Here is a 26,934-nt window from a genome sequence, read left to right as displayed (position 1 = left end):
CCCCTTTATTGCCCGTTCAGGCGCCTTGTGCTCCATTGCGCCCCGTCCGGCGCCCGCCGGAGGAACTATCCGACGCGTCTTCTCGCGCGAACCGGTGCCCACTTCGCCGGAAAACGCTTTTGCCGGAGCTTTCATGGATTCGATCGTGCAACCCGCCGCCACGGAGCAGCCGTCGTCGTCGCGCAACCGGCTGCTGCTGGCGGTCTACACCGCGGCGATCTTCGTCAGCGCGCTGCTGCTGTTCTCGGTGCAGCCGCTGTTCACGAAGATGGTGCTGCCGCGTCTGGGCGGCTCGCCGGCGGTGTGGTCGGTCGCCATGGTGTTCTTCCAGTCGCTGCTGCTGGCGGGCTACGCCTATGCGCATCTATTGATGCAGGTCCGGAACCGGATCGTTCCGGTGGTGGTGCATCTGGTGTTGCTGGCCCTGGCCTTCGCCACGCTGCCGCTCGGCATCGCCACCGCCTATGGCGAGCCGCCCGCGTCGGGCTATGCGGTCTGGCTGCTCGGCCTGTTCGTGGTCTCGATCGGGCTGCCGTTCTTCGCGCTCGCCGCCAACAATCCGCTGCTGCAAGCCTGGTTCGTCCGCACCGGCCATCCCGCCGGACACGATCCCTATTTCCTCTATGCGTCCTCCAACATCGGCAGCTTCCTGGCGCTGTTGTCCTATCCGTTCCTGCTGGAGCCGATGTTCACGCTGCACACGCAGAACCGGTTCTGGACCGGCGGCTATGGCCTCCTGATTCTCCTGATCGCCGCCTGCGGCGTGCTGCTGCTGCGCTCGCCAAAACTGGCGGTGGTCGATGCGCGGACCGAGGAGATCAATGCGCCGGCCCCCGGCCTCGTGACGCGGCTGCGCTGGATCTTCCTCGCCGCGGTGCCGTCGGGCCTGCTCATCGCGGTCACCGCGCATATATCGACCGACGTCGCGGCGGCGCCGCTGCTGTGGGTGCTGCCGCTGTCGCTGTACTTGCTCACCTGGGTGGTGGTGTTCCAGTCGCGGCCGCTGCTGCCGCACAAATGGATGCTGATGCTCCAGCCGGTCGCGATCGCGGGCGTGGTCTTCCTGCTGGCCTTCGGGGGCGAACAGAATCTGCTGCTGACGCTCGGCGGTCATCAATTGTGCTTCTTCGTCATCGCCATGGCCTGTCACGGCGAATTGGCGCGGACCCGGCCGGCCGCCAAATATCTCACCGGCTTCTATGTCGCGCTGTCGTTCGGCGGCATGGTCGGCGGCCTCTTTGCAGGCCTCGTTGCTCCATTCACCTTCTCATGGATCGCCGAATATCCGATCCTGATCGCGCTCGCGGCGCTGTGCCGCCCGTCCGCCAACGAGCGCCTTGCCGGCATCGTCAAATGGTACTGGCTGGCGCTCGCCGCGCTCGCGGTGGCGCTCGTTGCGCCGTCCTACACCACAGGCAGCCTTTCGACCTGGTTCGAGGATCACCGCGTCTGGATCGCCGGCTCCGTCGGCGTGCTCGCCGCGCTGCTGGCATTGGCGCTCAATGCCGGCCGCTGGAAGATCTTTGCCACGGTTGCGCTCGCGCTGGCGTTGATCCGTGTCTATCCGGCGGATGAGGGCCGCGTCACCACCGTGCGCAGCTTCTTCGGCGTCCACAAGATCGTGGAGACGCCCGGCGGCTATTTCCACGTGCTGATGCACGGCACCACGATCCACGGCGCCGAGCGCTTCCGCAACAATGACGGCACGCCGGTCACCGGGCGGCCCGAGGCGATCACCTATTATCACAAGGACGGCGGCATCGGTCAGGCCATCACCGCGCTCCGCGAGCGCAAGGGCGCGCCGCTGAAGGTCGCCGCGATCGGCGTCGGATCGGGCACGCTCGCCTGCGCCGCCGAGCCCGGGGAGAGCTGGAAATTCTTCGAGATCGACCAGTCGATGGTGGATGCTGCGCGCGACCCGAAGAATTTCCGCTACATCTCGAGCTGCCTGCCGGACCTGAAGCCGGTGATCGGGGACGCACGCCTGACCTTCGCGAAGGAGCCGGACGGCGCCTATGACTTGATCATCGTCGATGCCTATTCGTCGGATGCGATCCCGATCCATCTTGCGACCGAGGAGGCGATGAAGATCTACAAGGACAAGCTCGCTCCGCACGGCGCCGTGGTGATGCACGTGTCCAACCGGCATCTCGATCTCGAAACCGTCGTGGTCGGCATCGCCGACGCCAACGATCTCAAGAGCTGGGTCTTCAACGAGGATTCCGGGCGGGATGCCGACTACATCTTCTCGACCGACGTCGTCATCTCCGCGCGCGAGGAGGCCGACGTCGGCAAGATCGCCTCGTCCAAGGTCTGGGAGCAGACCGAAGCCGACGACAGGGTGCGGGTCTGGACCGACGATTATTCCAACATTTTGGGCGCGCTGTATCGGCGCTTGAGGGATGGGGAGTAGGTTTTTGCGATGTCTCGTGCCCCGGACGCAGCGCAGCGCTTCTTCAGCGGTGCGCTGCAGAGCCGGGGCCCATCATTCCGGGTCCCGGCTCTGCAGAGCAGCGTTGCACGCTGCGCTGCGTCCGGGACACGAGACCGCTCAAGGCGCCACCGGCGTTCCCGCCGGCAGCGCAAGTCCCTTCTCGCCCGCAACCTGCCGCAACAGGTCGGGCCGGTCCGAGATGATTCCGTCGACGCCGATCTCGATCATGCGCGTCATGTCCTCGGGCTTGTTGACCGTCCAGACCACGACGCGCAGCCCGAGCCCGTGAGCCTCCGAGACGAGGGCCGCAGTCACATCGCCGAAATAGGGCGACCAGATCGCGCCGCCCGCAGCCTTGATGGTTCGCGGCAGCGAGCCGCCGTGATCGGCGGGGCTGAAACCCGCGGTCCAGTTGGTGGCCTTGTCCAGCACCACGGTCTGTCCTGAACCGCGCTGGAGCGTCAGGTACACGGTCGGAATGGTCGGTGCCTGCTGCTGGACGAGCTGCAGGGTCCTCCAGTCGAACGACTGGATCATGACGCGCTCGGAAAACTTCTCGGCCTCGATCAGCCCGAGCAGTTTGGTGACAAAACCTTGCGGGTCGAGGGATTCGTCCGGATGGTTCGGATCGATCTTGGTCTCGATGTTGAAGCGCACGCGATCGTTGCCGGATTTGCGCACCAGCGCGAACAACTGCCTCAAGGTGGGAATGCGTGTCCCCGGCACGGCGCGCTGCTCGGGGAATTGCTTGGCGTAGGCACTGTCCGGACGGAGCTGGCCGACGTCATAGCTCCCGACCTCTTCGAGCCGCAGTCGTACGAAGGGCGTGCCGGGCGGAGCGACATAGGCGCCGTTCGCATCCCGTGCCAGATCGGGATTGAGCCCGCGTTCATGCGAGATGATGACCGCGCCATCGGCGGTGACGCCGACGTCGAGCTCCAGCGTGTCCACGCCCATCGACAGCGCGTTGGCGAAGGCCGGCAGGGTGTTTTCCGGCAGCAGCGCCCGCCCGCCGCGATGCGCCTCGAGATCCAAGGCCATGGCTTCTCCTGCTGTGAGAACCGAGAGCACGGTCAGGATCGTCGCGGCACGTGACGGCATCACAGTTCGCAGCCCAAGTGAAAGGACCAAGGGAAAGGAAAGCATATGAAATCTTCGCTTGTTTCGTCCAGTCCCGTGGTCGACAGGCGGTTGACGGAGGCCGTGGAAGGCCGAAACTGGCCCTCCAAAAAAAGGATCGGTCCGGGGACGATTCATATGCGGCTTATCTTCATCGCAACGATGGCGGTTCTCATGGTCGGGCAGGCGGCAGCCAAGGATGTGCTTTCGGGCGCGAGCCTCTATGCGGACGTCGCGCGCTACGCCTCCTTCGGCCTGCACCGCTTCGGCTCGCCCGGCGACCGCGCGACGGCGGACTGGATTGCCGGCGAGATGAAGCAGGCCGGGTTCGAGGTCAGCATCCAGCCTGTCGTGCTCGGCCGGCAATATGTCGTCGAGCAGGCCAGCGCCGAGGCGAGCGGCACGAGCATCGAGGCGACGCCATTCTGGTGGCCGCCGGAAGACAAGGCCAGCTTCCATCTGTCCGCGCTGCTTGCGCGCGACGGTGACGTTGCCGGCAAGATCCTCTGGCTGGAGCTGCCATTCGATCGCGGCGCCTATCTCGGCCCCGCCCATCGCGCCGCGATCGCGGAAGCGGCGGCGAGGAAGCCGGCGGCCATCCTGCTGACGATCGGCAATCCCGCGGACGATCGTTTCGCCTACAACGTCACGCAGGAGGATGCGCCCTGGCCGGTGCCGGTGATGGTGGTCGGTGCCAGGTCGCGCGCGACATTCGAGCGCGCAATCGCCTCGGGCGAACCCGTCACCTTCGACGTCAAAGGGCATTATGAGCGCGATGTCGCCGGCCGCAACGTGATCGCCGAGACCGGCGCCGGCCGCGGGCCGACCATCGTCGTCTCGACGCCGATGACCGGCTGGTACTCTTGCGTCTGCGAGCGTGGCCCCGGCATCGCCAACTTCCTCGCGCTGGCGCGCACCGTCGCTGCCGAAAAATGGCCGGCGCATCTCGTCTTCATCGCCACCGCAGGCCATGAAATCGGTCACGGCGGCATGGAGCTGTTCCTGAAGCACGGCGCGCCGGCGCCGAAGGACACGCTGGCGTGGATCCATTTCGGTTCGTCGAACGCGTGCTATGGCTTTGCGGAAGGCGCCCGCACCGAGCGGCCGGAGGAAGAGCGCTATCTCGTGCTGAGCAAATCCGCCGTTGCGCTGACGGACGAGGCCTTCGCCGGGGTCGCGGCAAAACGTCTGGTGACGGAGAAGCAGGCGGTCGGCGAGCTGCGCGACGTGCACGCGGCGGGCTATCCCAATTTCCTCGGCATGGCCGGCCGCCATCGCACGTTCCACACGCCGTCGGACGATCTCGGCGCGACCGGCCCCGAGATCCTCGAGCCGGTCGCCCGCGCTTTCGTCGATGCTGCGCGAAAGATCGTCGAACGCGGCGACGCCGCGTTCAGATAGCGTCAGTTCAGGTAGCGTCAGTTCTGATAGTAGTAGCCGCGCGGCTGGTAGTACTGGCGGGGCTGTGGCTGATAGTAGCCCTGCTGGCCGTAGCCCTGATTGTAATATTGCTGCGGCTGCTGCTGATAGACCTGCGCGTCATAGAGCGGGCGGCTGGCCGGACGCGGCGCCGGATAGCGCACACCGGTGTCGCTGCCGTCGGCAGGGTAGATGTAATTGTCGTCCTGCGGCATGTAGCGGCGGGCGGGCTGCGCCGGCGGCGTCAGATTCACGGGATCGCCTGATGTGGCGTACTGCTCTTCCGCAGGCTGCGGTGCGCGCGCCACCGCATTGTTGGTGCGGCCGCGGGGATTGCGCGCCAGCGCCACCTGCGCCGAGCCGGTCAGCGTCACCGTGGTGTTGAGCACGCCCTGCTGCTGCACCAGCGCATAGAGCGTCGATGCGTTCTGGCGCGACAGCCGCACGCAGCCATGGGATGCCGGCGTGCCGAGCCGGCCGACCGAGTCGGTGCCGTGGATGGCGTGCCCGACCTTGGTGAAGAAGATCGCGTGCGGCATCGGCGCGTCGTCGAATTCCTTGGAGTAGTGGTCCTCTTCCATGCGGAAGGTGCGGAACGCTCCGTTCGGCGTCTCGCGCGAGGGAATGCCCGTCGACACCGGCCAGTGATAGCGCGCGACGCCGTCGACGGCGACGGTCATCTGCTGATTGTCCTTGTCGATGGTGATTTCGACCTTGGCCTGCGCGGTGCCCGCGCTCAAAAGCAGCAGGGAGGTGAAAGTAATGAAAAACGAACGCATCTGAAAACGCATTTGAGTTCTGGCCTCCGGCCTGTTCACGCTAAGCGCCGCGGCTCTCCGTCCCCCGGCGTGCACTATGCCTGCAATCCGGCTTTCGTTCCAGCAGCCGGCCCGGCCATCGTTAACGTGATGCCTGATGTAAGCAAGGCCGCTTTGTGCCGCGCCGCCCGCGGCGATGCTGACATTTTCGCGAGCGGAGATGCGTTCACGACGCCGACAATTCGTCACAAAGGCGCAACCATTTGGCCGCTCCGGGCGTTGAACATGGCCTACCTGACAGGCGGTTTTCGCCGCCGTTGACCTCTTGTATTTCCCCTGGGATCGAAGATGAACAAAGTCCGTATCGCCGCTGCGCAATTGTCGGCCAGTTTACCTGTCCGCCTGCTTTTCGCAGCCGCCGCCATCCTGCTCGCGCTGTTATCGCTGCCGCAAGCCGGCCATGCCCAGGGCATCGTGCGCGGTGCCCAGGAAGGCGCCCATGAAGGCAACCGCATTGCCGGCCCGGTGGGCGGTGTGGTCGGAGGCGCGGTCGGCGCCGGTGTCGGCGGCGCCGTGGGCGCGGTCGAGGGCGTGCTGGGCATTCCCCACCGTCACTACCCTCACTGCCGCGGGTATTATGACGGCTATCACCGCTTCCATTGCTATCGGTGATTGTCATTCCGGGGCGCGACGAAGTCGCGAGCCCGGAATCCATTCATCCACCAGCTCTGTCGCACAATGGATTCCGGGCTCGTGCTTCGCACGCCCCGGAATGACGACAGGGGTCAATTCTTCAGCCGGTACCCGGTGCGGAAAATCCACCAGATCGCGACCAGGCAGATCACCAGGAACGCCGTCGTCATGCAGATGCTGACGGCCACACTCACATCGGCGATCTCGTAGAAGCTCCAGCGGAAGCCGGAGATCAGATAGACGACCGGGTTGAGCAGCGCCACCGTGCGCCAGGTGGGTGGCAGCATGTCGATGGAATAGAAGCTGCCGCCGAGGAAGGTCAGCGGCGTCACCACCAGCATCGGGATCATCTGCAGCTTCTCGAACCCGTCGGCCCAGATGCCGATGATGAAGCCGAACAGGCTGAACGTCACCGCCGTCAGCACCAGGAAGGCCAGCATCCAGACCGGATGGTGGATATGCAATGGAACGAAGAGCCCGGCGGTGGCCAGGATGATCAGGCCGAGGATGATCGACTTGGTCGCGGCGGCGCCGACATAGCCGAGTACGATCTCGAAATAGGAGATCGGCGCCGACAGGATCTCGTAGATCGTGCCGGTGAATTTCGGGAAGTAGATGCCGAACGAGGCGTTGGCGATGCTCTGCGTCAGCACCGATAGCATGATCAGGCCCGGCACGATGAAGGTGCCGTAGCTGACGCCCTCGACCTGGCTGATGCGCGAGCCGATCGCGGCGCCGAACACCACGAAATAGAGCGAGGTGGAGACCACCGGCGAGACGATGCTTTGCAGCAGCGTGCGCCAGGTGCGCGCCATTTCGAACAGATAGATGGCGCGGATGGCGCGGTGATTCATGACGTCCTCACGAGGTCGACGAAGATGTCCTCGAGCGACGATTGCGTCGTGTCGAGATCGTTGAAGCGGATGCCGGCGGTGCGGAGGTCGCTGAGCAGGCTGGTGATGCCGGTGCGCTCGCCCTTGGTGTCGTAGTCGTAGACCAGCGTCGCGCCGGAATCGCAGAGGTCGAGCTCGTAATGGCCAAGGCTCTCCGGCAGCGAGGAGATCTTGTTCTGCAAATGCAGCGTCAGCCGCTTCTTGCCGAGCTTCTGCATCAAGGTCGCCTTGTCCTCGACCAGCACGATCTCGCCCTTGTTGATGACGCCGATGCGATCGGCCATCTCCTCGGCTTCCTCGATGTAGTGCGTGGTGAGGATGATGGTGACGCCGGACTGCTGGAGCGTGCGCACCACCTCCCACATGCCCTTGCGCAGCTCGACGTCGACGCCGGCGGTGGGCTCGTCCAGGAACAGGATCTGCGGCTCGTGCGACAGTGCCTTGGCGATCATCACGCGGCGCTTCATGCCGCCGGAGAGTGTGATGATCTTGCTGTCCTTCTTGTCCCACAGCGAGAGGTCCTTGAGCACCTTCTCGATATGGGCTGGGTTCTTCGGCTTGCCGAACAGGCCGCGGGAGAAGCTCACGGTCGCCCAGACGCTCTCGAAAGCGTCGGTGTGGAGTTCCTGCGGCACCAGGCCGATCAGCGAGCGCGCCTTGCGGTAGGAGGTCTGGATGTCCTCGCCGCCGACGAGAACGCGGCCCTCGCTCGGATTGGCGATGCCGCAGATGATCGAGATCAGCGTGGTCTTGCCGGCGCCGTTCGGCCCGAGCAGGGCGAAGATCTCGCCGCGCTTGATATCCAGATTGACGTTCTTGAGCGCCTTGAAGCCGGACCCATAGGTCTTCGACAAATTGGCGACGGAAATGATGGAAGACATGATGGCCGCAAGTCTGAGGGGAAAGGCTGGGGAATGGAGCTGGAACCCGCCCAGGCGGGCCGGTCAGCGGTGCCCTGAGATAGGAATGCCATTGCCCGGTCGCAATTGGCCGGAGAAAAATGGTCTCAAAACAGGCCCTTCGGTGGCAGGTTTCGGGCAAGTGTTGCGCGATGGTCACGGCTTGCTGCTAAGATTGTCGCTCACGCGGCTCTTTGTTGCGTCTGCGAGCAGGCCGTGGCTACGATTCCGGCCAATCGCAAAGCGTATTGTCCCCAGGGAAACCATCGATGAGACCGAACGGCCGTCACACCGCCGGCGCCAGCCAATTGCCCGCCATCCGTGTGTGGGCGATGTGCCTGCTCCTGCTGTCAGCTGTCGCCATGAGCCCGACCACCGCAAGGGCGGCGCCGAGCCAGGCCGCGGCCGCGACCACGCATGTCTACCTGCTCCGTGGCGTGCTCAACATCTTCTCGCTCGGGCTCGACACCATCGGCGCCCGGCTCGAGGCGCAGGGCATCCCGGTGACGGTCGCGAACTTCGTCTCCTGGTCCTCACTCGCCAATGAAGCTGCGACCGCCTACAGGGCCGGCCGCATCAAGACAATCATCCTGGTCGGCCATTCCTCGGGCGCGACCGCGCTGCCGGACATGATCGCCAAGCTCAACCAGCTCGGCGTGCCCGTGAAGCTCGCGATCGGCCTCGATTCCGTGTTCAAGACCAGGCTCTCGACCGGCGCCGAACGCTACATCAACATCTATATCGGCGATGGTCCCGGCGAGCCGGTGCGGCCGGCGGCCGGCCTGCGCGGCAAGCTCGACAATGTCGACGTGCGCGGCACCGGCGTCGGCCACATCTCGATCGACAAGAACGAGGCGATCCAGCGCCGCGTGATCGCCGAGATCGACGCCGCGATCATGCGCTCGCGCGCGCCCGCGGCACCGGTTGCGGTCGAACCCGGTGCCCCCCGGCAGGCGCGCTCGGCGGCGGCGGCGGCGCCGCGGAACTGAGGAGCTTTGCGCGGCGAGCCGTGTTGTTCGACCGCGCAGCTGTCTCTCTGCATTGACCGGCAAGCTCAGAGATCGCGAAGAGCGGAAGTGAGCGGACGCGCGTTATTGCGCGCTCACATCGTCATCCCAAGAACGCGCGAATGCTCTCCGCGATTTCCCTCGCGTGCGTTTCCAGCGCGAAATGTCCGGTGTCGAAGAACTGAACCACTGCGTTGGGATTGTCGCGCTCGAACGCCTCGGCGCCGGGCGGGATGAAGAACGGATCGTTCTTGCCCCAGACGGCCAGGAACGGTGGTTTGTAGGTGCGGAAATAATCCTGGAATGACGGATAGAGCGCGACGTTGCTCCTGTAGTCGCCGAACAGGTCGAGTTGCACGTCGTCCGAGCCCGGTCGAGCCAGGTAGAAATTGTCGAGGTTCTGCCCGTCCGGCGACACCAGGGACGGATTGGGGACACCGTGCGTGTACTGCCAACGCGTCGCGTCCGGCGTGAGCAAGCCGCGCAGCGCCTCACGGTTGGCGGGCGAAGGATCCTGCCAATAGGCCTTTATCGGAGCCCAGCCGTCGCTGAGACCGTCCTCATAGGCATTGCCGTTCTGCGAGATGATCGCCGTGATCCGTTCGGGGTGATTTAGCGCGAGCCGGAAGCCGGTCGGCGCGCCATAGTCGAAGACGTAGACCGCGAAACGATCGAAGCCGATCACCTCGGTGAAGCGTTCGATCACCTTAGCGATGTTGTCGAACGTGTAGCGGAAGGTTTCGCGCGAGGGCATGTCAGTTTGGCCGAAGCCGGGCAGGTCCGGTGCCACGATGTGAAACCTGTCCGCGAGCAGCGGGATCAGATCGCGGAACATGTGGCCGGCGCTCGGGAAGCCGTGCAGCAGCAGGAGCTTTGGCGCGCCAGCAGTGCCGGCCTCCCGATAGAACACCTTGAAGCCATCAACGTCTGCGGTGCGATAGGTGGTCGGGGCCATGCCAGTCTCTGTCCGTTCAAGTAACCTGTTTAATGTCTTTAATATGGTTACTTCGTTGGCGAGTAACTTGTCAATTGGTGTTTATCAGGTTACTTCTGCCCTGCCTCTTCAGACCGGCCAAGGACCGCTCATGGACCGCCCACCCGCCATGTTCATCGCCGACTCGCTTGGCCTTGATTTCCTGAATTCGGTGGCGACGCCGGTCGATACGCCCGTCGATTGGATCGACGATGGCGATGGCCTGATCGACTGGCTGGAGCGGGCGAAGCTGGTGCCGGCGGATGAACTGCACGCACTGAAGGCGCGCGTGGCGCCGGGTGAGCTGGATGACGTCGCGGATCAGGCGCGTGCCCTGCGCGAATGGTTTCGTGGTTTCGTTCTGGAGCATGCCGGCCGGCCGCTCACGGCGGATGCATTGCGCGAACTCGGTCCGTTGAACGGCCTGCTGGAGCGCGAGGAGTCATTCCGCCAGATCGAGCCGGGACACGGTGATGTTGGCGGCGTTCTGAAGCTGCAAACGAAGCGGCGCTGGCGCTCGGCCGAATCCCTGCTGCTGCCGGTCGGCGAGGCCTTGGCCACGTTCGTCTGCGACGAGGACTTTTCCGACGTGAAGGCCTGCGAGGGCCACAACTGCACGATGCTGTTCGCCGACCACACCCGCAGGCGCGCGCGGCGATGGTGCATCATGGCGGTCTGCGGCAACCGCGCCAAGCAGGCCGCACACCGCAATCGGCTCAAGAGCAGGCAGTGACGAGGCGGGCGGGTGGGTGGTGGCTTCGTGCTGCCTGTTGGGCGCGTCCGGCAGATCACGGGCTCCTGATGGGGGGACCGCGTGTCGCGACCGCGTTCGGTGCCCCAAATTCCACCCAATCGGTGGTCACTAAGCAACCGGGGGACGGCGTTTGCCTTCCGTGGTGGGACTGCTGGACTGATGCTTGATCCAAGGCGAATCCTCGTGCTGGCAGCGGTTGCGCTGCTCGCCTTGAGCACCGGTGCGGCCGTTGCCTCACCCGCCAAGTCAAAGCCTGCCGCGGCCGCGCCCGCTGCGCCGCCGCCGCCTCCGCCGGCCGAGCCGCTGCCGCCGCCGAAGATCTACCTGTTCCGCGGCGCCATGGGGCCGATCTTCTCGACCGGCATGGACCGGCTCGGCGAGAAGCTGACGAAGGCCGGCTTTTCCGCCGATGTCTACGAATTCACCATCTGCCGATGGATCGGCGATCGTGCCATCTCCAGCTACAAGGAGTCGCCGGCGCCGATCGTGCTAATCGGTCACTCCATGGGCGGGCTGTGCTCGGTCGTCATCTCAGAGATGGCGGCCAAGGAGAACATCCCGATCAGCCTCGTCATCGCCATCGATCCCGCCCATGCGACCGGCGACGTGCCGCTCAATGTCGAGCGCTTCATCAACATCTTCCTGTCTGACAGCGTGCTCGGCGGCGGCGATGTCGTGGCCGTGCCCGGCTATCGCGGCCATTACGCGAGCTACGATCTCAAGGAGAACAGCCGCGTCTCGCACATCAACATCGAGAAGTCCGACGACATCCATCGCCAGATCGTCGAGATGGTGACGCAGTTGCCGCGCATTCCCGCGCAGGCCCAGGGCGATGCCGTGCCGCTGCGCTATCTCGTGCCGGCGAATACGCTGGTGGAATTGTGGGACTCCGGCGTGCGGGTGCCGGTACGCCGCGGCGACACCATGGAGAGCATCGCCGCAGCCAATCGCGTGCCGCTGTGGTCGATCGCGCAGAGCAACTCGCTTGCGGAGACCGCGACCCTCACGCCCGGCCAGTCCATCGTCGTCCCGCGCCATCTGACGCCGCCCGAGCCGACGGCAGCGCTGGCGACGCCGCCGCCTCCGGCGCGGCGGTAAGCGGTTAGCAGCGGAGATCGCCGGGACGGACGTGGCCTGACGCCGAGCGCCATTCCGTGTGTTGCCTTGTCATTCACGCAACCGCTGCCGCGGCAGCCATCTTGGTGCTGGTGTCGCCAAGGACGAGCGAGCCATGGCGGAAGCTTGGCTCGCCGGTCGATAGGGCGCGGCGAGAAGCATCAGAAACAATGCCCTTTCCGCCGCATATTTCGCCGCAGGCCGGCCATTTTCGGACCCGTGCATGACGAGATGTCCTTCGGTCGTGCAGACACGCCAGCGCCATGTCCTTCGGCCGTATCTCCTCAAGAACATTTCGAAGGTCGGGAGGTTATCGGACATTTCAATTCGCCGTGTCAGCTTGCGTCATGAGCATGGTTGCCTTCCCGATCGCCCTCTTTGGAGCTCGAAGGGTGAGGGGAAACGCAGAGGCCGCAAGCTTTTCGATCGCGGAACGCTCCTCGGACAGGCGCCTTTCAATGAACCGCCGCTCGACCTCCGTCAGTTCGGTCTTGAGCAATCGTTGGTAACGGCCGATGTTGTTGCGGTGTGCGCGCAACAAGGCCAGCTCTTCATCAATCATCATCATCGCAATCCCCCGTTGAGCGGCCGCTGCCTAGGCTGCGAGACCGGTTCGCAAGATGGACCGCGTGCGGACCGGCTTGCCGCCCGGAGGACCCTTTGGATGGTGGTCCAGCATCGCGAGCGCGTCCAGAATCTCGTCGATGGTGACGGGCTTGTCCGAGCCCGGCAGTTCTCTCAGCGCCGGGTTTGAGGCAACGCTGGCGGCGTCTGAAGCCCAGGACGCGAGGATCGCTCGCTTCTCGCCGATCGACAGAGCGGGATCCTCGACGACGTCGCGGGGATGAGCATAGACAGAGCCGGGGTGCAGTATTGCGTTCAGGTCGATGATGTTGTCAGCATGATCGATCATGAGAGGCCCTCCTTCTCCTTTCGCTAAAACCTCTGTTTGCATTGGGGTACGCGGCCGAAGGCCGCGGTCGATCCCGCCCGACGATCAGGCGGGATCACCAGGCCCTCGACAAACGAAAATCAGGCGGCTTTGCCCTCGATCTGATGCACGGTGCCGGACGGCGCGCCATTGATGGCAATTCGCCGCGGCTTCATGGCTTCAGGAATCTCCCGGATCAGTTCGATCTTGAGCAGACCGTTCTCGAACGCGGCGCTCTGCACCTGAACATAGTCGGCCAGGTTGAACTGCCGCTTGAAGGGCCGCGCGGAAATGCCTCGGTAGAGATACTCGCGTTCGGCCTTGTCCGCCTTGTTTCCCTCGACGATCACCGCATTCTGCTCGGCAGTCACGGAGACCTCGTCGGGCGAAAAGCCCGCGATCGCGAGCGAAATCTGGTAGCGATCCTCGCTGACGCGTTCGATGTTGTAGGGGGGATAATTATCCTCGCCGGCACGCTGTGCCGTTTCAACGAGGTCGAAAAGGCGGTCGAAGCCAATGGTCGAACGCCACAGGGGAGAGAAGTCGTAAGTGCGCATAGCCAAATCCTCCAAGGAGCAAAATGGATACGAGCGACACCGGACACGACCGGTGCCCGTCTCAGTCGTTCCCGACCCATGAGGCGTCGGGGACGCCACCTCTCGGCGGCAACGAAAAAATAAAAAAACACAGTTTTGGTTTCAAGAGGGAGGCTAAAAATTTTGGACCCTCCCGCGCCTCGCGGAGGGAGGGGGTCGTGCCTGCGACCAAGGTCAGGCGCCGGGCGCCGCCGGCATCGCCGTCGGAGCCCACCATGGTCGGCGCGCCGGCGTTGCTGAACCCACTACACGTTCGAACCGTGGATCGCGTCGATGACGGCGTCGGTCACCTCCTTCGTCGTCGCCTTGCCGCCGACATCGGGCGTCAGCACGCCGGCCGCGCAGACGCGCTCGACGGCCGTCATCAGCCGTGACGCGGCGTCCTTCTCGCCGAGATGCTCGAGCATCTGCGCGCCGGTCCAGAAGGTCGCGACGGGGTTGGCGATGCCCTTGCCGGTGATATCGAAGGCCGAGCCGTGGATCGGCTCGAACATCGAGGGGAAGCGGCGCTGCGGATCGATGTTGCCGGTCGGCGCGACACCGAGGCTTCCCGCCAGCGCGCCGGCAAGGTCGGAGAGGATGTCGGCGTGCAGGTTGGTCGCCACGATGGTGTCGAGGCTCTTCGGATGCAGCGTCATGCGCACCGTCATGGCGTCGACCAGCATCTTGTCCCAGGTCACATCGGGGAATTCGCCGGCGACCTCGGCCGCGATCTCGTCCCACATCACCATGCCATGGCGCTGCGCGTTCGACTTGGTCACGACGGTCAGGAACTTGCGCGGACGCGACTGCGCGAGCTGGAATGCGTAGCGCATGATCCGCGTCACGCCGACGCGGGTGAAGACGGCGACTTCCGTGCCGACCTCTTCCGGCAGGCCCCTGTGCGCGCGGCCGCCCATGCCGGCATATTCGCCTTCGGAGTTCTCGCGCACGATCACCCAGTCGAGATCGCCGACGCCGACATTGCGCAGCGGCGAGGCGACGCCCGGCAGGATTTTTGTCGGCCGCACATTGGCGTATTGGTCAAAGCCCTGACAGATCGGCAGGCGCAGGCCCCACAGCGTGATGTGATCGGGCACGTCGGGGGCGCCGACCGCGCCGAAATAGATCGCGTCGAACTTCTTCAGCTCCGCGAGGCCGTCGGCCGGCATCATCACGCCGTGCTTCTTGTAATAGTCCGAGCCCCAGTCGAAGGTCTTGACGTTGAAGGCGAGGTCGCCGCTGCGCCTGGCCAGCGCCTCCAGCACGCGGACACCGGCCGAGATGACCTCGGGGCCGATGCCGTCGGCGGGGATGGCTGCGATCGAATGGGTGCGCATGAAAATGCTCCGTTTGGGATGTCAGTGGGATTGCGGGACGGGTTCGGCGGGCGCGGTCTGCGCGCGCGACAATAGCAGGGTGAGGACCGCGGAGAGAACGAGCAGGCCGGCGACGAAGTAGAGCCCGCCGACGAAGCTGCCTGTCTGGTCCTTGATCCAGCCGATCATGGCGGGCCCGACGAAGCCGCCGAGATTGCCGATCGAATTGATGGTGGCGATGCCGGCTGCGGCCGCGGGACCGGACAGGAACAGCGTCGGCATGCTCCACAGCGGCGGCTTTGCCGAGGAGATGCCGATGTTGACGAACGCGAGCGCAACCAAAACGGCGACGACGCCGGCCGCAAGCCCGGCATAGGCGAGCCCGGCCGCGGCGAGCAGGCAGGCCCACACCACGTGCCAGGTCCGCTCGCCGGTGCGGTCCGAATGCCGCGCCCACAGGATCATGGCGACGACCGCGGCGGTTGCCGGCAGCGCGTTGAGGAAGCCGACCTGGAGCGAGGACAGGCCGAACTGCTTGATGATCTGCGGCGCCCAGACGCCGAGCGTGTAGAGGCCGGCCGAGGTGCCGAAATAGATCAGCGCCAGCGCCAGCACGCGCGGATCGGCAAGCCCGCGCCAGATGCTGTGGCTCGCGGTCGCGGCCTTGCTGGTGGTCTCCGCGTTCATGGTCTCGACCAGCCAGCGGCGCTCGTCATCAGTGAGCCATTTCGCCTTCTCGGGGCGGTCGGTCAGGAAGCCGAGCACGACGAAGCCGAGCAGCACGGCCGGCAGCGCCTCCAGCACGAACAGCCATTGCCAGCCCTTGAAGCCGAGCAGGCCGTCCATCTCCAGCAGTGCACCTGATATCGGCGAGCCCAGCACGGTGGAGAGCGGCGCTGCCGCCATGAACAGCGCGGTCACCGCGGCGCGCTGGCGCGCCGGGAACCAGTAGGAGAGGTAGAGGATGATGCCGGGAAAGAAGCCGGCTTCGGCGACGCCGAGCAGGAAGCGCAGGATGTAGAAGCCGGTCGGCCCCTGCACGAACGCCATCGCCGCCGACACGATGCCCCAGGTGATCATCACCCGCGCGATCCAGATCCGCGCACCGATCTTGTGCAGGATGATGTTGGAGGGCACCTCGAACAGGAAATAACCCCAGAAGAAGATGCCGGCGCCGAAGCCGTAGACCGCGGGCGACAGGCCGATGTCCTTGTTCATCGTCAGCGAGGCGAAGCCGATATTGACGCGGTCGATGAAGGCCACGAAGTAGAGCAGCATGATGAAGGGAACGATGCGCCAGGTGATCTTGCGCAGCACGCGCGTCTGAATCTCGCTCGTCACCCTGGCCTCCTCAAGTTCCGGCTTGTTGTTGTGTCGGCGGACCCGGAGGTCCATGCCGGCAACGAGCGTAGTCGGGAGGAGAAGGGGGACTCAATTGGCGCTGGTTTATACAAAAAAATGATATAATCCTCGCGAGGAGAGGCGAGAGGACCCTGGATGGAATTGCATCAGCTTCGATGCTTCGTGGCGGCGGCCGAGCAGTTGCATTTCGGCCATGCGGCGCAGCAGCTTCAGATGCTGCCGTCTGCGCTCGGGCGCCAGATCAGGCTGCTGGAAGAGGACCTGGGCGCGCGGCTGTTCGCGCGGACCACGCGCGCGGTGTCGCTCACCGAAGACGGTGCGACGCTTTTGCGCGATGCCCGCGCCATCCTCGCCCGCGTCGAGGCGGTCGAGAATAATCTGCGCAACCGTTCGCGTGCCGGGGCCGCCCGGCGGTTGCGGGTCGGCGCCATCGACAGCGCGGCGGCGGGATTGCTGCCGCCGCTGCTGCGCGATTTTCGCGACAAGCATCCCGACATCGCGGTGCAGCTTCTGGAGGACAAGACGGTCCGGCTGCTGCCGAAGATTTTGACCGGCGCGCTCGATCTCGCTTTCGTCCGCCCGCCCGACAGCGCGGACAAGCGGCTCGAATTCCGCGATCTGCTCCAGGAGACCGCCATCGTGGCGTTCCCGCAGCGCCACGCGCTCGCGGAGCGCAAGTCGATCACGCTGGCGCAGATCGCCGACGAGGCCATGCTGGTGCCGGACCGCCGCTCGCGGCCGCACAGCCACGATCTCACGATCAAGCTGTTCGAGCAGGCCGGCCTGACGCCGCGCATCGTGCAGGTCGCCGACGAGAAGCAGACCATCATCCATCTGGTGGCAACGAAGCTTGGGGTGGCGATCGTGCCGCGCTGGACCACGCGCATGGCGGTATCAGGCGTGCGCTTCGTGCCGCTCCGGCCGAAGCAGAGCGGCCCGGTCGGCCGGCTGCCGCTCGCCGCCGCCTGGCTGCGCGGCTCGCGCGATCCGGCCCGCGATGCGATGCTGGCGGTGCTCGAGGCCCGCCTGCGCAGCTATGCGCGCGAGGCCTGAGGGGCTATGACATTGGCGTGGATAGAAGGTGGAAGGTGATGACGGATCGGAAAGCTTCGAGCGAATTGCGGGTGGCCATCGCGGGCCTGGGCTCGATCGGCACCAAGATCGCCGCCGCGCTCGATCAGGGCATCGAGGGGCTGACACTGTCCGCCGTCGCCGTGCGCGATCCCGCCAAGCATCAGGCATTCCTCAACGGCCTGCGTCGCCCGCCGCAGGTTCTGCCGATCGACCAGCTCGGCGAGGCCGCCGACATCGTGGTCGAGTGCGCACCGAGCAGCCAGCTGCGCGCGATCGTCGAGCCGGCAGTGAAGCGCGGCAAGGCCGCGGTCGTCGTCAGCGTCGGCGGGCTGCTCGACAATTTCGATCTCGTCGATCTCGCCCGGGCCAATGGCGGCCGCATCATCGTGCCGACCGGCGCGCTGATCGGGCTCGATGCCGTCAACGCCGCTGCCATCGGCACCATACATTCGGTGAAGATGGTGACGCGCAAGCCGATCGACGGGCTGAAGGGCGCGCCCTTCATCCTCCAGAACAACATCGACATCGACAAGCTGCGGGAGCCGCTCAAGCTGTTCGAGGGCACGGCGCGCGAGGCCGCAAAAGGCTTCCCGGCCAATCTCAACGTCGCGGTCGCGCTGTCGCTCGCGGGTGTCGGGCCTGATCGCACCTCCGTGCAGATCTGGGCCGATCCGACCGTCACGCGCAACGTTCACCGCATCGAGGTCGAGGCGGATTCGGCGCGCTTCTCGATGTCGATCGAGAACATCCCGTCCGAAAATCCCAAGACCGGGATCATCACCGCGCTGTCGGTAATCGCGCTGCTGCGCAAGCAGCGCGCCACACTGTGCGTCGGGACGTAAACCTTTACGCGCCGGTGACGCGCCAGATCACGTTGCCGACGTCGTCGGCCATCAGCAGCGATTTCTTGTCGGGGCCGATCACGACGCCAACCGGGCGGCCGTAGGATTCCTTCTCGTCCGGGGACAGGAAGCCCGACAGGATGTCGCGACCGGGGCCGGACGGGCGGCCGTTCTCGAACGGGATGAACACCAGCTTGTAGCCGGAGAGCTTGCTGCGATTCCACGAGCCGTGCTGGCCGATCACCATGCCGTCGGGGAAACCCGGCAGCGTGCCTGCGGGCATCCAGCACAGGCCGAGCGAAGCGGTGTGGCCGCCGAGCGCATAGTCCGGCGTGAGCGCCTTGGCGACCATTGCCGGATCCTGCGGCACGCGGTCGTCCACCGTCTTGCCCCAGTAGCAATAGGGCCAGCCATAGAAGCCGCCATCGCGCACCGAGGTCAGATAGTCCGGCGGCGTCTCGTCGCCGAGCCCGTCGCGCTCGTTGACGACGGTCCAGAGCACGCCGGTCGTCGGCTCCCAGGCAAGGCCCACTGGGTTGCGCAGGCCGGCACCAAAAATGCGATGCGTGCCGGCGGCGAGGTCGAGCTCATAGACCGCGGCGCGGCCTTCCTCGACCTCCATGCCCATCTCGGCGATGTTGCTGAGCGAGCCGACGCCGGCATAGAGCTTCCTGCCGTCGGGACTGGCGAGCAGGCTACGCGTCCAGTGGCCGCTCGGCTTGAACGTGGTGAGCCGCTTGCCAAGCGCAGTGATGCGGTCGGCATTTGCGACATAGGGGAAGGCCATCACGCCGTCGGTGTTGCCGACATAGAAGGTGTCGCCGACCAGCGCCATGCCGAACGGCTGGCTGAGGTTCTCCATGAAGGCGCCGCGAACTTCGGCGACGCCGTCGCCGTCCTTGTCGCGCAGCAGCGTGATGCGGTTGGCGGAAACGCCGAGCGCGGCGGCGCGCCGCATCGTCGCCTGCATCGCGTAGTGAAACACGGATCGCGGCGGCCCCGCGATCTGGGTCGCTTCCGCGATCAGCACGTCGCCATTGGGCAGCACCTCGATCCAGCGCGGATGGTCGAGGCCGGTTGCGAACGCATTGACCTTGAGCCCGGGCGCGACGGTCGGCTTCTGGCCCTCGCTCCAGCCGCGGGCGGTCGGCATCTTCAGCGTCGGGATCGCGCCTTGCGGCTTTGCCTCGGGAATGGCGGGCGTCTGGCCCCATGCGGGCGCGGGCTCTGTGCCGGACAGCTTCCGCCATTGCAGAGCGATGCCGCCGAGAAGCGCAACGAACTGCGCAAAAATGCTGGAAAAGGTCATGAGAAGCCCCTGTCGAACCTGCGGCACAGTCCAACGCCGGATTGCTCCAGGCCCCGCGCGGGCCCAGGCCTGATCGTCGACCTCTCCAGGTCAACCATGGATGTCGTCGTGCCTCATTGCGCGCGCATCCAACTGGGTGGCGGTAAAAAGGTCAACCTGTGCGGGCCCGGATCGGGACGTTTATGGCGCGGATGGCAGCACGCCGAATTTGCATGGCAAGGATGCAGGCGCCGATGCAGTGGCGCACGCTGCCTCCTCAACGTCGTCCTAGCTTTCGCCAGGACGACATCGGAGGATATGGCGGGCTTGTTACGTCACCGCGGCGACAGGAACGGGATGATCATCGGCACGCGGCGGCAATAGGCGCCGTAGGCGTCCTCGCCAAGCTCCTTCGACAGGAACACCTCTTCCATCCGCCCCTTCTGCCACATGCCGAGCGAGATCAGGATCGCGCCGAGGATCGCGGTCACCGCCCCGACCGCGATGCCGGTCGCCAGCATGCCGGCGATCAGGCCGGTGTAGATCGGATGACGCACGATGCCGTACGGGCCGGTGTCGATGACGCGGTGGTCTTCCTTGTGGGTGATGGTGTTGGACCAGAATTTTCCGAGATGCAGCCGTCCCCACCAGGTGAAGGAGATGCCGGCGAGCACGATCAGCGCGACGATGTAGACGCCGGTGTTGCTGAACACCCAGAGCGGCTTCTCACCGAGCACTTCGGCGGTCCACGGCGTGAACAGGATGCCGCCGACCAGAATCGGGATGCGATAGCGGCCGGACTCCAGGGTCATCACCTGCTTTTGCGTGCGGCCCTGCCAGAACGAGGCGCCGACCCAGCTGGCGAGCCAGGCGAGCCAGATCAGGGCGAGCAGTTGCGTCGGCCAGGTCGTGGTCCAGCCACCCCAGGCGACAGAGAGAAGCTTGCTGAAATCGAAGGACATGAAGGTTCTTTGCGTTAGGCGGCGGCTTTAGCCAGCGCGCGAGGAGAGCGCGTGTTGCTTGATGGCGCCGGAGGGCTGCACGCCGCCGCGGGCGAGCAGATGGGTGATGGTTTCGCGCAGGACCGGCTCGATCGGGCGCGGCGAGTAGCCGAGCTCGGTTCGCGCCTTCCCGATCGAGAGATCGCTCGCGGCGAGCGCAATGCGCACGCCCTCGGCGGTGCCGTTGGGCGGCCGGCGCGTGAAGTTGTCGGATAGATATTCGAGCATGATGCCGGAGAGCTCAGCGATCTTGCCAGGCACGACGATCGGGAACTGGCGGCGGCCGCTCATCGCCGACATCATCCGCAGGATGCGGCCGAGCGGGACGCAGTCGCCGCCGAGGATGTAGCGCTGGCCGATGCGGCCGCGCTCCATGGTCAGCACGAGGCCCATGGCGACGTCGCGGACATCGACGAGATTGACCAGGAAGTTGAGGTGCGGCTGCACCTTCTTCTGGAGGAAGTACCAGAGCATCGCCGTCGGCGGCGTCAGGTTGTGGTCGGCAGCTCCGATCGGCATGGTCGGCGTGCCGATCACGAGCGGAAAGCCACTGGCCGCGGCCTTCGCGGCGTGATGCTCGGCGAGCGACTTCGACCGCGTATAGGCGCCGGGCATCGCGTCGGCCGGCTGGAGCGCCTCTTCGGCGGGAACGCCGTTGAGGTCGGCATAGGGGAACAGGATCGATTCCGTCGAGCAATGCAGGAAGCGCGACACGCCGCGCTTCATCGCAGCCGCCAGCACGACCTCGGTGCCGCGGAAATTGACGTCGTGAAAGTCCTGCTTGTTGGCAACCCACATGCCGGGCAGGCCGGCGAGGTGATAAACCTGATCGACGCCGGCCAGCGCGGCATCGACCGCGGCGCCGTCCAGCACCGAGCCGTGAACATAGTCGACGTCGGTATTGGCGGCGGCCGGCGGCCGGACATCGAGAACACGCACCCGCTGCCCACGGGCGCGGAGCGATTCTACGAGATGATGTCCGATGAAGCCGCTGCCACCGGTAACCAGTACGAGAGCCATGAAGAAGGTTTGCTGTTTCGCTTCTAGAGCTATCGGGTTGAAAGGGAATTGGTCGGAAGAGGCGCCAGAATCGCGGCAAGGTCGCGACGGAAGCCCAGTGCAATGAATAATTTTGCCATGACAAACATCGGTCCCAGCAAAAGATGCGACGGAAACGTGAATAACGAGGCTTCGCGCCCCTCAAAAACCTTGTGGCCGATGGTCTGCGCGGCGAGGCCGAGCACGACCAGCGTGGCGAAAATCGCCCACATCGTCATGGTGCTGACTTGCGTCGAAATGGTCGTCGCGATCGAAAACAGCACGACGGAGACGGCCAGAATGCCGACCCCGAGCGCCATGTCGAGCATCAGCCAATAGATCAGAACCGGCAATGCCAGGATGACCGCCAGGCTGAGTTCCGTTCCGAACAGCGGCACCTTCACCAACGTCAGCGGTAGCACGGCGCCCGTGAACAGCAAGAGGATGCCGACCACGTGCATCGCCGTATTCCGGGGATCGCGATGGTACTCGACGTAAACGGCAAGTTGGCGTTGGAACAAGCCACCCATCTTGGTCTCATGCAGCACAGGGTTGGGGAAGGACGAACCAGAGCCTATAGCACCTGATAGGGCAGTGCACAAACCGGCACTATTGTCGCGCAAAACCGTGCTGTCGCACTGTGAAACAGGTCACAAAACGGTCAGGACTTCAATGGGTTCCGTCAGGCGTCGAGGCGCGCCTCGTCAGCGCTTCTTGGCGGGCTTTTTCGCCGCAGGCGCAGGTGCCGCAGCCGGATGCGCGGGTGCCTCCTCCGGTACCTTGGCAAAGGTCAGGATTTGCAGCTGGCCGTTGGCGGCCGAGGTCGGCTTGGCGCGGTCGAGAAACTGCTCCTCGCCGAGGCCGATCGGATGCAGCCGCTTGGTCGAGATCTTGAACGTGTTCACCAGCACGTCGCGGATCGCGTCCGCCCGGCGCTGGCTCAGGATCGCGTTGGCCTCGCGCGTCTTCGCGTTGGATTCGACATGGCCGACGATCAGGAAGGTGTAGGGCAGCAGCGAGGCATGAACCAGCGCATCCGCGATGCGGCCGACGGTCTGGTAGGACGCCGGCTGGATGATCGGCGTGTCGGCGTCGAACTGGATCTGCGCGTTGAAGGCGGGCAGCTTGGCGAGATCCGGCGCGATCGGCGGCCGGTTCACCGGACCCGGATCGTTCTTGATCCTCGCCTTGGCGCGCTCCATCACCTGCTGCTTCAGCGCGGGAAGGTCGATTTCGGCGGCCTCTTCGAAATGGTTCAGCTTGCCGACGATGTCGTCACGGGTCGGCGGCGTCGTCTGGGCGCTGGCTGCGCCCGCGAGCAAAGCCATGCCGAGCGCGATGCCTAGTCCGGCGGTGGTGAGCCCCTTCGCGCGCATCATCGATACCCCGCGTCGTCCACGGCCTTCAGGCAGTTGTTGCTGATGCCCTTGGGCGTCGAGACCAGGCAGGGGATCGACTTGCTGGTCTCCTTGGTCGAGCCGCCGCAGACCTTGACGATCTCGCGCTGGCAGGCGTTCGCCACCGTGACGCGTGCGGCGACGCGCTTCTGGATGGCGTCGAAGGCGCCGAGATAGTCGCTCTGGCATTGCTGGGAGAGCACATCCCGGTTGCGGGACAGGCACTCCTTCAGCCGGGTCGAGTCCGGATTGACGCCGCGGCAATTGGCGACGATTTCCGCGCCGCAGCTCTTGGCCAGCAGCCCGATCGAATCGCCAAAGCTCATGGTCTCCGCCGCCGCAAGCGACGGCATAACCAATGCCAGCACGATCAATGTGATGGAGCCCCGGACCATGGGCGCATCTGATACGGGGAAGTTCGCGGTGGTCAAGGGGCGTGGTGGGAAGAAACGCGGCGGCGTAACGCCGCCGCAACACCGCAAGGCCTGCTCACGCCCGCTGCACGAAACTGTCCACGACCTTCTTCTCGCCGGCCTTGTCGAAGGCGATGGTGAGCTTGTTGCCGTCGATCTTGGTGACGCGGCCGTAGCCGAATTTCTGGTGGAAGACGCGGTCGGAGAGCGAGAATTCCGAGGTCGTGCCGGTGGATTTGGCGACCAGCTCGCCCTCGATCGTCATCGGCCCGCGCCGGCGCGAGGAGAAGCTGCCGAAATCGGGGCCGGAGGACGAGGAAGAAGAGAACGTCGCGGCCTCTTCCTCGAAGCTGCCGTGGCCGCCGGCGCCGGTGCGGCCGCCGCCCCGGTTGCGGTTGGCCTGCGCCCGTTGCCAGCCCGGCGTCGTATAGCTGGAGCCGAACGCCTCCATGTCGTCGAAGCGGGAGGCGCCGTAGCCGCCGGTTCCGCCCCAGGCCGAGCCGCCCTTGGATTCCGTGATCTCGACATTGGCCGCCGGCAATTCGTCGAGGAAGCGCGACGGGATCGTGGTCGTCCAGGTGCCATGGATGCGCCGGTTGGTCGCAAAATAGATCATGGCTCGGCGGCGGGCGCGGGTGATGCCGACATGGCCGAGCCGGCGTTCTTCCTCGAGGCCGGCGCGGCCCTGTTCGTCCAGCGTGCGCTGGCTCGGGAACAGGCCTTCCTCCCAGCCCGGCAGGAACACGTTGTCGAATTCGAGCCCCTTGGCCGAATGCAGCGTCATCAGCGACACCGCGTCCTCCTCGGCGCCGCCGTCGCGGTCCATCACCAGCGAGATGTGCTCGAGGAACCCTTGCAGGTTCTCGAACTCCTCCATGGAGCGCACCAGCTCCTTGAGGTTCTCGAGCCGGCCCGCGGCGTCCGCCGAACGGTCCTTCTGCCACATCTCGGTGTAGCCGCTCTCGTCGAGCACGATCTGGGCGAGGTCGGTATGCGCGGTGACTTCGCGCTGGGCGCGCCAGCGGTCGAACTGGGCGACGAGGTCGCGCAAGGAGCCGCGCGCCTTCGGCTTCAGCTCGTCGGTCTCGACCACCGCACGCGCCGCCTCGAACAGCGGAATGCGGCGCTTGCGGGCGTGGTCGTGCAGCATCTGCACGGTGGCATCGCCAAGGCCGCGCTTGGGCGTATTGACGATGCGCTCGAAGGCGAGATCGTCGGCCGGCGAGTTGATGACGCGAAGATAGGCCAGCGCGTCGCGGATTTCGGCGCGCTCGTAGAAGCGCGGGCCGCCGATCACGCGATAGGGCAGGCCGAGCGTGACGAAACGGTCTTCGAACTCGCGCATCTGATAGGACGCGCGCACCAGGATCGCGATCTCGTTCAGCTTCTCGCCCTGGCGCTGGATCTGCTCGATCTCCTCGCCGATGCCGCGCGCTTCCTCCTCCGAATCCCACGAGCCTGTCACCGTGACCTTCTCGCCGTCCTGGTCCTCGGTGCGCAGCGTCTTGCCGAGCCGGCCTTCGTTGTGCGCGATCAGGTGCGAGGCGGCGGCGAGGATGTGGCCGGTCGAGCGGTAATTGCGTTCGAGGCGAATGACCTTGGCGCCGGGGAAATCGTGGTCGAAGCGCAGGATGTTGTCGACCTCGGCGCCGCGCCAGCCATAGATCGACTGGTCGTCGTCGCCGACGCAGCAGATGTTTTTGACGTGAGGCGTGGCTGTCGGCGTGCCGGCCGTTTGCTCCGTCATTCCGGGGCGATGCGGAGCATCGAACCCGGAATCTCGAGATTCCGGGTTCGCGTCTTCGACGCGCCCCGGAATGACGGCCTTGGTCGACGCCGGCGCCTGCGACAGCAGCCGCAGCCACAGATATTGCGCGACGTTGGTGTCCTGATATTCGTCCACCAGGATGTATTTGAAGCGCTGCTGGTACTGCCTGAGGATATCCGGGTGCTCGCGGAAGATGCGGATGTTCTCCAGCAAGAGATCGCCGAAATCGGCCGCGTTGAGGATCTTCAGCCGCTCCTGATAGCTCGTATAGAGCTTGCCGCCCTTGCCGTTGGCGAAGACAGCGGCTTCGCCCGAGGGCACCTGCGACGGCATCAGGCCGCGGTTCTTCCAGCCGTCGATCAGGCCGGCCAGCATGCGCGCGGGCCAGCGCTTGTCGTCGATGTTCTCGGCCTGCAGAAGCTGCTTCAAGAGCCGCACCTGGTCGTCGACGTCGAGCACGGTGAAGTTAGACTTGAGCTGCGCCAGCTCGGCATGGAAACGCAGGATGCGTCCGCCGATGGAGTGGAAGGTGCCGAGCCACGGCATGCCTTCGACGGCGTGGCCGAGCATCTGGCCGAGCCGGTGCTTCATCTCGCGCGCGGCCTTGTTGGTGAAGGTCACCGACAGGATCTCGGCGGGGCGGGCGCGGCCCTGGCTCAGGATATGGGCGATGCGCGTGGTCAGCACGCGCGTCTTGCCGGTGCCGGCGCCGGCCAGCACCAGGACCGGGCCGTCCAGCGTCTCCACCGCATCGCGCTGCTCCGGATTGAGCCCGGACAGATATTTCGGGCCTACCGAGGCGCGCGCACGCGCGGCGATGCCGCCGGCTGCGGGCTGGTGGTCGGGGACGCTTGTGATCTTGCTCGGCTCGGTCATGCGAATCATTTGGCCCCACGATGGCACCGCGGGGTGACGGGAGGGAGCCTTCATAACAGGGATTGGTCCCTATATGGGGCGGCGGTGCAGGGTTTTCCACGTACGCGGGGGGCCGATTTGTTCCTCCGACCCTGCGAATTTCCGCCTAGCGTGGGCAGGAACCATCGTTCCCGCGTCGAGATTGTCTGGACAGGTGGCGCGGCCAGCCGCGCCGACACAGACAAACATCAAGACGAGGATTTGACCATGCTTGGCTGGGTTGTGACGTTTCTGGTTATCGCACTGATCGCCGGTATCCTGGGCTTTGGCGGCATCGCCGGCGCTTCGATCGAAATCGCCAAGGTCATCTTCTTCATCGCGGTCGTGCTGTTCCTGGTTTCGGCCGTGGTCGGCCTCGCCCGCGGCCGCACCAGGATATAGGCGCCTAACGCTTCGAGGGCATCGCCACGCTCCGGCCGATGCCCTCGGGCCGGGCCAAGGTGCTGTGGGCCCTGGCGATGCCCGCGATGCGCTGCTGGATATCGGGCGGAAACGCCGCAACGCGCCGCGCATTCATGTCCATGTGCAGCGACATGTTCTCCGAGGTGGCCGATAGCCAGCCTTCGGTGGCGTGCCTCATCTCCTCGAACGTATGCAGCCGCTTGTCGTCGGCCTCCAGCAGCCACACCAGGATCCGCACGGGATCGCCGAGATGGATCTCGCGCAGGTAGCGCACATGGCATTCGGCGGTGAAGGTCGAGCCGTGACGCTCTTTCTTGTAAGTAGGACCGATGCCGAGCTCGAGCCAGAACTCGTCGATCGCCCGGTCGAACATCACGTTGTAATAGGCCATGTTGAGATGGCCGTTATAGTCGATCCATTGCGGCTCGATCTGCATGATCGAGGCGCTGAACGGCTCGGCCTTGGGCGCAGCAGTGGCACTCTCCGGCATGTGTCCTTCCCCAGCTATGCGTCCGGTCGCTTGACTTGACCGGTTAGATGTCCT

At 65.4% G+C, this 26,934-nt stretch carries 27 protein-coding genes; 9 read left to right on the top strand and 18 right to left on the bottom strand.

Translation table 11 applies throughout. The features are described from left to right. Nucleotides 1–133 precede the first annotated feature (133 nt). On the top strand, nucleotides 134–2,413 hold the full coding sequence (locus tag ACE10W_RS30635) for a spermidine synthase (protein ID WP_375762297.1): 2,280 nt from the start codon (nucleotides 134–136) through the stop codon (nucleotides 2,411–2,413). 138 nt (nucleotides 2,414–2,551) lie between these two features. On the opposite strand, the gene ACE10W_RS30630 is transcribed toward ACE10W_RS30635, so the two are convergent. Then, nucleotides 2,552–3,535 (bottom strand): glycerophosphodiester phosphodiesterase, encoded by a 984-nt coding sequence (locus ACE10W_RS30630; protein WP_063921532.1) that lies wholly within the window; start codon nucleotides 3,533–3,535, stop codon nucleotides 2,552–2,554. A gap of 156 nt (nucleotides 3,536–3,691) precedes the next feature. On the opposite strand from ACE10W_RS30630, the gene ACE10W_RS30625 reads away from it, so the two are divergent. Further along, nucleotides 3,692–4,954, top strand: a complete 1,263-nt coding sequence (locus tag ACE10W_RS30625; protein WP_375762296.1) for a hypothetical protein — start codon at nucleotides 3,692–3,694, stop codon at nucleotides 4,952–4,954. A 17-nt stretch (nucleotides 4,955–4,971) separates the two neighbouring features. Here ACE10W_RS30625 and ACE10W_RS30620 read toward each other — a convergent pair whose 3' ends face one another. After that, entirely contained in the window at nucleotides 4,972–5,751 is a 780-nt protein-coding gene (locus tag ACE10W_RS30620; RefSeq protein WP_375762295.1) for a L,D-transpeptidase, read from the bottom strand. A gap of 327 nt (nucleotides 5,752–6,078) precedes the next feature. Here ACE10W_RS30620 and ACE10W_RS30615 point away from each other — a divergent pair, with 327 nt between their 5' ends. After that, nucleotides 6,079–6,402: a hypothetical protein gene (locus tag ACE10W_RS30615; RefSeq protein ID WP_375762294.1), complete on the top strand. Its 324-nt coding sequence runs from the start codon at nucleotides 6,079–6,081 to the stop codon at nucleotides 6,400–6,402. Between the two features lie 113 nt (nucleotides 6,403–6,515). Here the strand turns inward: ACE10W_RS30615 and ACE10W_RS30610 are convergent, their stop codons facing one another. Together ACE10W_RS30610 and ACE10W_RS30605 are read right to left on the bottom strand one after the other, a co-directional pair. Then, on the bottom strand, nucleotides 6,516–7,277 hold the full coding sequence (locus tag ACE10W_RS30610) for an ABC transporter permease (protein ID WP_011089319.1): 762 nt from the start codon (nucleotides 7,275–7,277) through the stop codon (nucleotides 6,516–6,518). Beyond that, the gene (locus ACE10W_RS30605; RefSeq protein ID WP_028176227.1) at nucleotides 7,274–8,197 is read right to left on the bottom strand and encodes an ABC transporter ATP-binding protein; all 924 of its coding nucleotides are present in this window, start codon (nucleotides 8,195–8,197) and stop codon (nucleotides 7,274–7,276) included. The genes ACE10W_RS30610 and ACE10W_RS30605 overlap by 4 nt, the downstream gene beginning before the upstream one ends. A gap of 287 nt (nucleotides 8,198–8,484) precedes the next feature. Here ACE10W_RS30605 and ACE10W_RS30600 point away from each other — a divergent pair, with 287 nt between their 5' ends. Next, nucleotides 8,485–9,204 (top strand): hypothetical protein, encoded by a 720-nt coding sequence (locus ACE10W_RS30600; RefSeq protein WP_161533707.1) that lies wholly within the window; start codon nucleotides 8,485–8,487, stop codon nucleotides 9,202–9,204. 121 nt (nucleotides 9,205–9,325) lie between these two features. Here the strand turns inward: ACE10W_RS30600 and ACE10W_RS30595 are convergent, their stop codons facing one another. Further along, nucleotides 9,326–10,177 (bottom strand): alpha/beta fold hydrolase, encoded by an 852-nt coding sequence (locus ACE10W_RS30595; RefSeq protein ID WP_161533708.1) that lies wholly within the window; start codon nucleotides 10,175–10,177, stop codon nucleotides 9,326–9,328. A 130-nt stretch (nucleotides 10,178–10,307) separates the two neighbouring features. Here ACE10W_RS30595 and ACE10W_RS30590 point away from each other — a divergent pair, with 130 nt between their 5' ends. Both ACE10W_RS30590 and ACE10W_RS30585 read left to right on the top strand, forming a co-directional pair. Next, nucleotides 10,308–10,928 (top strand): CGNR zinc finger domain-containing protein, encoded by a 621-nt coding sequence (locus tag ACE10W_RS30590; protein ID WP_375762293.1) that lies wholly within the window; start codon nucleotides 10,308–10,310, stop codon nucleotides 10,926–10,928. 180 nt (nucleotides 10,929–11,108) lie between these two features. After that, nucleotides 11,109–12,047, top strand: coding sequence for a LysM peptidoglycan-binding domain-containing protein (locus tag ACE10W_RS30585; RefSeq protein ID WP_375762292.1), 939 nt, complete (start codon nucleotides 11,109–11,111; stop codon nucleotides 12,045–12,047). Nucleotides 12,048–12,387: 340 nt separating this feature from the next. Here the strand turns inward: ACE10W_RS30585 and ACE10W_RS30580 are convergent, their stop codons facing one another. The 5 genes from ACE10W_RS30580 to ACE10W_RS30560 form a co-directional block, all read right to left on the bottom strand. Next, on the bottom strand, nucleotides 12,388–12,630 hold the full coding sequence (locus ACE10W_RS30580; RefSeq protein WP_051000309.1) for a hypothetical protein: 243 nt from the start codon (nucleotides 12,628–12,630) through the stop codon (nucleotides 12,388–12,390). Between the two features lie 30 nt (nucleotides 12,631–12,660). Continuing rightward, nucleotides 12,661–12,978, bottom strand: coding sequence for a hypothetical protein (locus ACE10W_RS30575; RefSeq protein ID WP_161533711.1), 318 nt, complete (start codon nucleotides 12,976–12,978; stop codon nucleotides 12,661–12,663). Nucleotides 12,979–13,097: 119 nt separating this feature from the next. Then, a complete protein-coding gene (locus tag ACE10W_RS30570) occupies nucleotides 13,098–13,553 on the bottom strand; it encodes an Hsp20 family protein (protein ID WP_060908592.1) in 456 nt (151 codons plus the stop codon). Between the two features lie 284 nt (nucleotides 13,554–13,837). After that, on the bottom strand, nucleotides 13,838–14,911 hold the full coding sequence (locus ACE10W_RS30565; RefSeq protein WP_028176220.1) for a tartrate dehydrogenase: 1,074 nt from the start codon (nucleotides 14,909–14,911) through the stop codon (nucleotides 13,838–13,840). 21 nt (nucleotides 14,912–14,932) lie between these two features. Then, nucleotides 14,933–16,231: an MFS transporter gene (locus ACE10W_RS30560; RefSeq protein WP_375762291.1), complete on the bottom strand. Its 1,299-nt coding sequence runs from the start codon at nucleotides 16,229–16,231 to the stop codon at nucleotides 14,933–14,935. 156 nt (nucleotides 16,232–16,387) lie between these two features. On the opposite strand from ACE10W_RS30560, the gene ACE10W_RS30555 reads away from it, so the two are divergent. Both ACE10W_RS30555 and ACE10W_RS30550 read left to right on the top strand, forming a co-directional pair. Beyond that, nucleotides 16,388–17,305, top strand: coding sequence for a LysR substrate-binding domain-containing protein (locus ACE10W_RS30555; protein WP_375762290.1), 918 nt, complete (start codon nucleotides 16,388–16,390; stop codon nucleotides 17,303–17,305). A gap of 38 nt (nucleotides 17,306–17,343) precedes the next feature. After that, complete coding sequence (locus ACE10W_RS30550) at nucleotides 17,344–18,168, top strand: aspartate dehydrogenase (protein WP_028176217.1); 825 nt, start codon at nucleotides 17,344–17,346, stop codon at nucleotides 18,166–18,168. Between the two features lie 4 nt (nucleotides 18,169–18,172). On the opposite strand, the gene ACE10W_RS30545 is transcribed toward ACE10W_RS30550, so the two are convergent. The 7 genes from ACE10W_RS30545 to ACE10W_RS30515 form a co-directional block, all read right to left on the bottom strand. Further along, complete coding sequence (locus ACE10W_RS30545; RefSeq protein ID WP_028176216.1) at nucleotides 18,173–19,477, bottom strand: sorbosone dehydrogenase family protein; 1,305 nt, start codon at nucleotides 19,475–19,477, stop codon at nucleotides 18,173–18,175. Between the two features lie 314 nt (nucleotides 19,478–19,791). Further along, nucleotides 19,792–20,418, bottom strand: coding sequence for a methyltransferase family protein (locus tag ACE10W_RS30540; RefSeq protein ID WP_375762289.1), 627 nt, complete (start codon nucleotides 20,416–20,418; stop codon nucleotides 19,792–19,794). A 27-nt stretch (nucleotides 20,419–20,445) separates the two neighbouring features. Continuing rightward, nucleotides 20,446–21,477 (bottom strand): NAD-dependent epimerase/dehydratase family protein, encoded by a 1,032-nt coding sequence (locus ACE10W_RS30535; RefSeq protein ID WP_375762288.1) that lies wholly within the window; start codon nucleotides 21,475–21,477, stop codon nucleotides 20,446–20,448. A 29-nt stretch (nucleotides 21,478–21,506) separates the two neighbouring features. Beyond that, nucleotides 21,507–22,025, bottom strand: coding sequence for a DUF962 domain-containing protein (locus tag ACE10W_RS30530; protein ID WP_028176215.1), 519 nt, complete (start codon nucleotides 22,023–22,025; stop codon nucleotides 21,507–21,509). Nucleotides 22,026–22,199: 174 nt separating this feature from the next. After that, complete coding sequence (locus tag ACE10W_RS30525) at nucleotides 22,200–22,871, bottom strand: OmpA family protein (protein ID WP_038966451.1); 672 nt, start codon at nucleotides 22,869–22,871, stop codon at nucleotides 22,200–22,202. After that, nucleotides 22,871–23,287 (bottom strand): hypothetical protein, encoded by a 417-nt coding sequence (locus ACE10W_RS30520; protein ID WP_271551310.1) that lies wholly within the window; start codon nucleotides 23,285–23,287, stop codon nucleotides 22,871–22,873. Before ACE10W_RS30520 ends, ACE10W_RS30525 begins: the two co-directional genes overlap by 1 nt. Before the next feature lie 94 nt (nucleotides 23,288–23,381). Beyond that, nucleotides 23,382–25,958, bottom strand: coding sequence for an ATP-dependent helicase (locus ACE10W_RS30515; RefSeq protein ID WP_375762287.1), 2,577 nt, complete (start codon nucleotides 25,956–25,958; stop codon nucleotides 23,382–23,384). Nucleotides 25,959–26,195: 237 nt separating this feature from the next. On the opposite strand from ACE10W_RS30515, the gene ACE10W_RS30510 reads away from it, so the two are divergent. Continuing rightward, on the top strand, nucleotides 26,196–26,369 hold the full coding sequence (locus tag ACE10W_RS30510; RefSeq protein ID WP_375762286.1) for a DUF1328 domain-containing protein: 174 nt from the start codon (nucleotides 26,196–26,198) through the stop codon (nucleotides 26,367–26,369). A gap of 4 nt (nucleotides 26,370–26,373) precedes the next feature. On the opposite strand, the gene ACE10W_RS30505 is transcribed toward ACE10W_RS30510, so the two are convergent. Then, the gene (locus tag ACE10W_RS30505; protein WP_028176211.1) at nucleotides 26,374–26,880 is read right to left on the bottom strand and encodes a thioesterase family protein; all 507 of its coding nucleotides are present in this window, start codon (nucleotides 26,878–26,880) and stop codon (nucleotides 26,374–26,376) included. Between the last annotated feature and the right edge of the window lie 54 nt (nucleotides 26,881–26,934).

Source organism: Bradyrhizobium sp. B025, assembly GCF_042257955.1.
GTDB classification, from domain to species: Bacteria; Pseudomonadota; Alphaproteobacteria; order Rhizobiales; family Xanthobacteraceae; genus Bradyrhizobium; species Bradyrhizobium diazoefficiens.
Note: the sequence above shows the minus strand (reverse complement) of the source record. Positions and strands in the feature narration are given on the sequence as shown.

Excerpts from the sequence above, each read along its gene's own strand:
- ACE10W_RS30540 (WP_375762289.1), bottom strand. The coding sequence starts at position 20,418 with ATGTCCTTCGATTTCAGCAAGCTTCTCTCTGTCGCCTGGGGTGGCTGG.
- ACE10W_RS30530 (WP_028176215.1), bottom strand. The coding sequence starts at position 22,025 with ATGGGTGGCTTGTTCCAACGCCAACTTGCCGTTTACGTCGAGTACCAT.
- ACE10W_RS30575 (WP_161533711.1), bottom strand. The coding sequence starts at position 12,978 with ATGATCGATCATGCTGACAACATCATCGACCTGAACGCAATACTGCAC.
- ACE10W_RS30515 (WP_375762287.1), bottom strand. The coding sequence starts at position 25,958 with ATGATTCGCATGACCGAGCCGAGCAAGATCACAAGCGTCCCCGACCAC.
- ACE10W_RS30605 (WP_028176227.1), bottom strand. The coding sequence starts at position 8,197 with ATGTCTTCCATCATTTCCGTCGCCAATTTGTCGAAGACCTATGGGTCC.
- ACE10W_RS30580 (WP_051000309.1), bottom strand. The coding sequence starts at position 12,630 with ATGATGATTGATGAAGAGCTGGCCTTGTTGCGCGCACACCGCAACAAC.
- ACE10W_RS30595 (WP_161533708.1), bottom strand. The coding sequence starts at position 10,177 with ATGGCCCCGACCACCTATCGCACCGCAGACGTTGATGGCTTCAAGGTG.
- ACE10W_RS30525 (WP_038966451.1), bottom strand. The coding sequence starts at position 22,871 with ATGCGCGCGAAGGGGCTCACCACCGCCGGACTAGGCATCGCGCTCGGC.
- ACE10W_RS30570 (WP_060908592.1), bottom strand. The coding sequence starts at position 13,553 with ATGCGCACTTACGACTTCTCTCCCCTGTGGCGTTCGACCATTGGCTTC.
- ACE10W_RS30565 (WP_028176220.1), bottom strand. The coding sequence starts at position 14,911 with ATGCGCACCCATTCGATCGCAGCCATCCCCGCCGACGGCATCGGCCCC.
- ACE10W_RS30545 (WP_028176216.1), bottom strand. The coding sequence starts at position 19,477 with ATGACCTTTTCCAGCATTTTTGCGCAGTTCGTTGCGCTTCTCGGCGGC.
- ACE10W_RS30625 (WP_375762296.1), top strand. The coding sequence starts at position 3,692 with ATGCGGCTTATCTTCATCGCAACGATGGCGGTTCTCATGGTCGGGCAG.
- ACE10W_RS30510 (WP_375762286.1), top strand. The coding sequence starts at position 26,196 with ATGCTTGGCTGGGTTGTGACGTTTCTGGTTATCGCACTGATCGCCGGT.
- ACE10W_RS30535 (WP_375762288.1), bottom strand. The coding sequence starts at position 21,477 with ATGGCTCTCGTACTGGTTACCGGTGGCAGCGGCTTCATCGGACATCAT.
- ACE10W_RS30590 (WP_375762293.1), top strand. The coding sequence starts at position 10,308 with ATGGACCGCCCACCCGCCATGTTCATCGCCGACTCGCTTGGCCTTGAT.
- ACE10W_RS30630 (WP_063921532.1), bottom strand. The coding sequence starts at position 3,535 with ATGCCGTCACGTGCCGCGACGATCCTGACCGTGCTCTCGGTTCTCACA.
- ACE10W_RS30635 (WP_375762297.1), top strand. The coding sequence starts at position 134 with ATGGATTCGATCGTGCAACCCGCCGCCACGGAGCAGCCGTCGTCGTCG.
- ACE10W_RS30585 (WP_375762292.1), top strand. The coding sequence starts at position 11,109 with ATGCTTGATCCAAGGCGAATCCTCGTGCTGGCAGCGGTTGCGCTGCTC.
- ACE10W_RS30550 (WP_028176217.1), top strand. The coding sequence starts at position 17,344 with ATGACGGATCGGAAAGCTTCGAGCGAATTGCGGGTGGCCATCGCGGGC.
- ACE10W_RS30600 (WP_161533707.1), top strand. The coding sequence starts at position 8,485 with ATGAGACCGAACGGCCGTCACACCGCCGGCGCCAGCCAATTGCCCGCC.
- ACE10W_RS30620 (WP_375762295.1), bottom strand. The coding sequence starts at position 5,751 with ATGCGTTCGTTTTTCATTACTTTCACCTCCCTGCTGCTTTTGAGCGCG.
- ACE10W_RS30615 (WP_375762294.1), top strand. The coding sequence starts at position 6,079 with ATGAACAAAGTCCGTATCGCCGCTGCGCAATTGTCGGCCAGTTTACCT.
- ACE10W_RS30610 (WP_011089319.1), bottom strand. The coding sequence starts at position 7,277 with ATGAATCACCGCGCCATCCGCGCCATCTATCTGTTCGAAATGGCGCGC.
- ACE10W_RS30555 (WP_375762290.1), top strand. The coding sequence starts at position 16,388 with ATGGAATTGCATCAGCTTCGATGCTTCGTGGCGGCGGCCGAGCAGTTG.
- ACE10W_RS30505 (WP_028176211.1), bottom strand. The coding sequence starts at position 26,880 with ATGCCGGAGAGTGCCACTGCTGCGCCCAAGGCCGAGCCGTTCAGCGCC.
- ACE10W_RS30520 (WP_271551310.1), bottom strand. The coding sequence starts at position 23,287 with ATGGTCCGGGGCTCCATCACATTGATCGTGCTGGCATTGGTTATGCCG.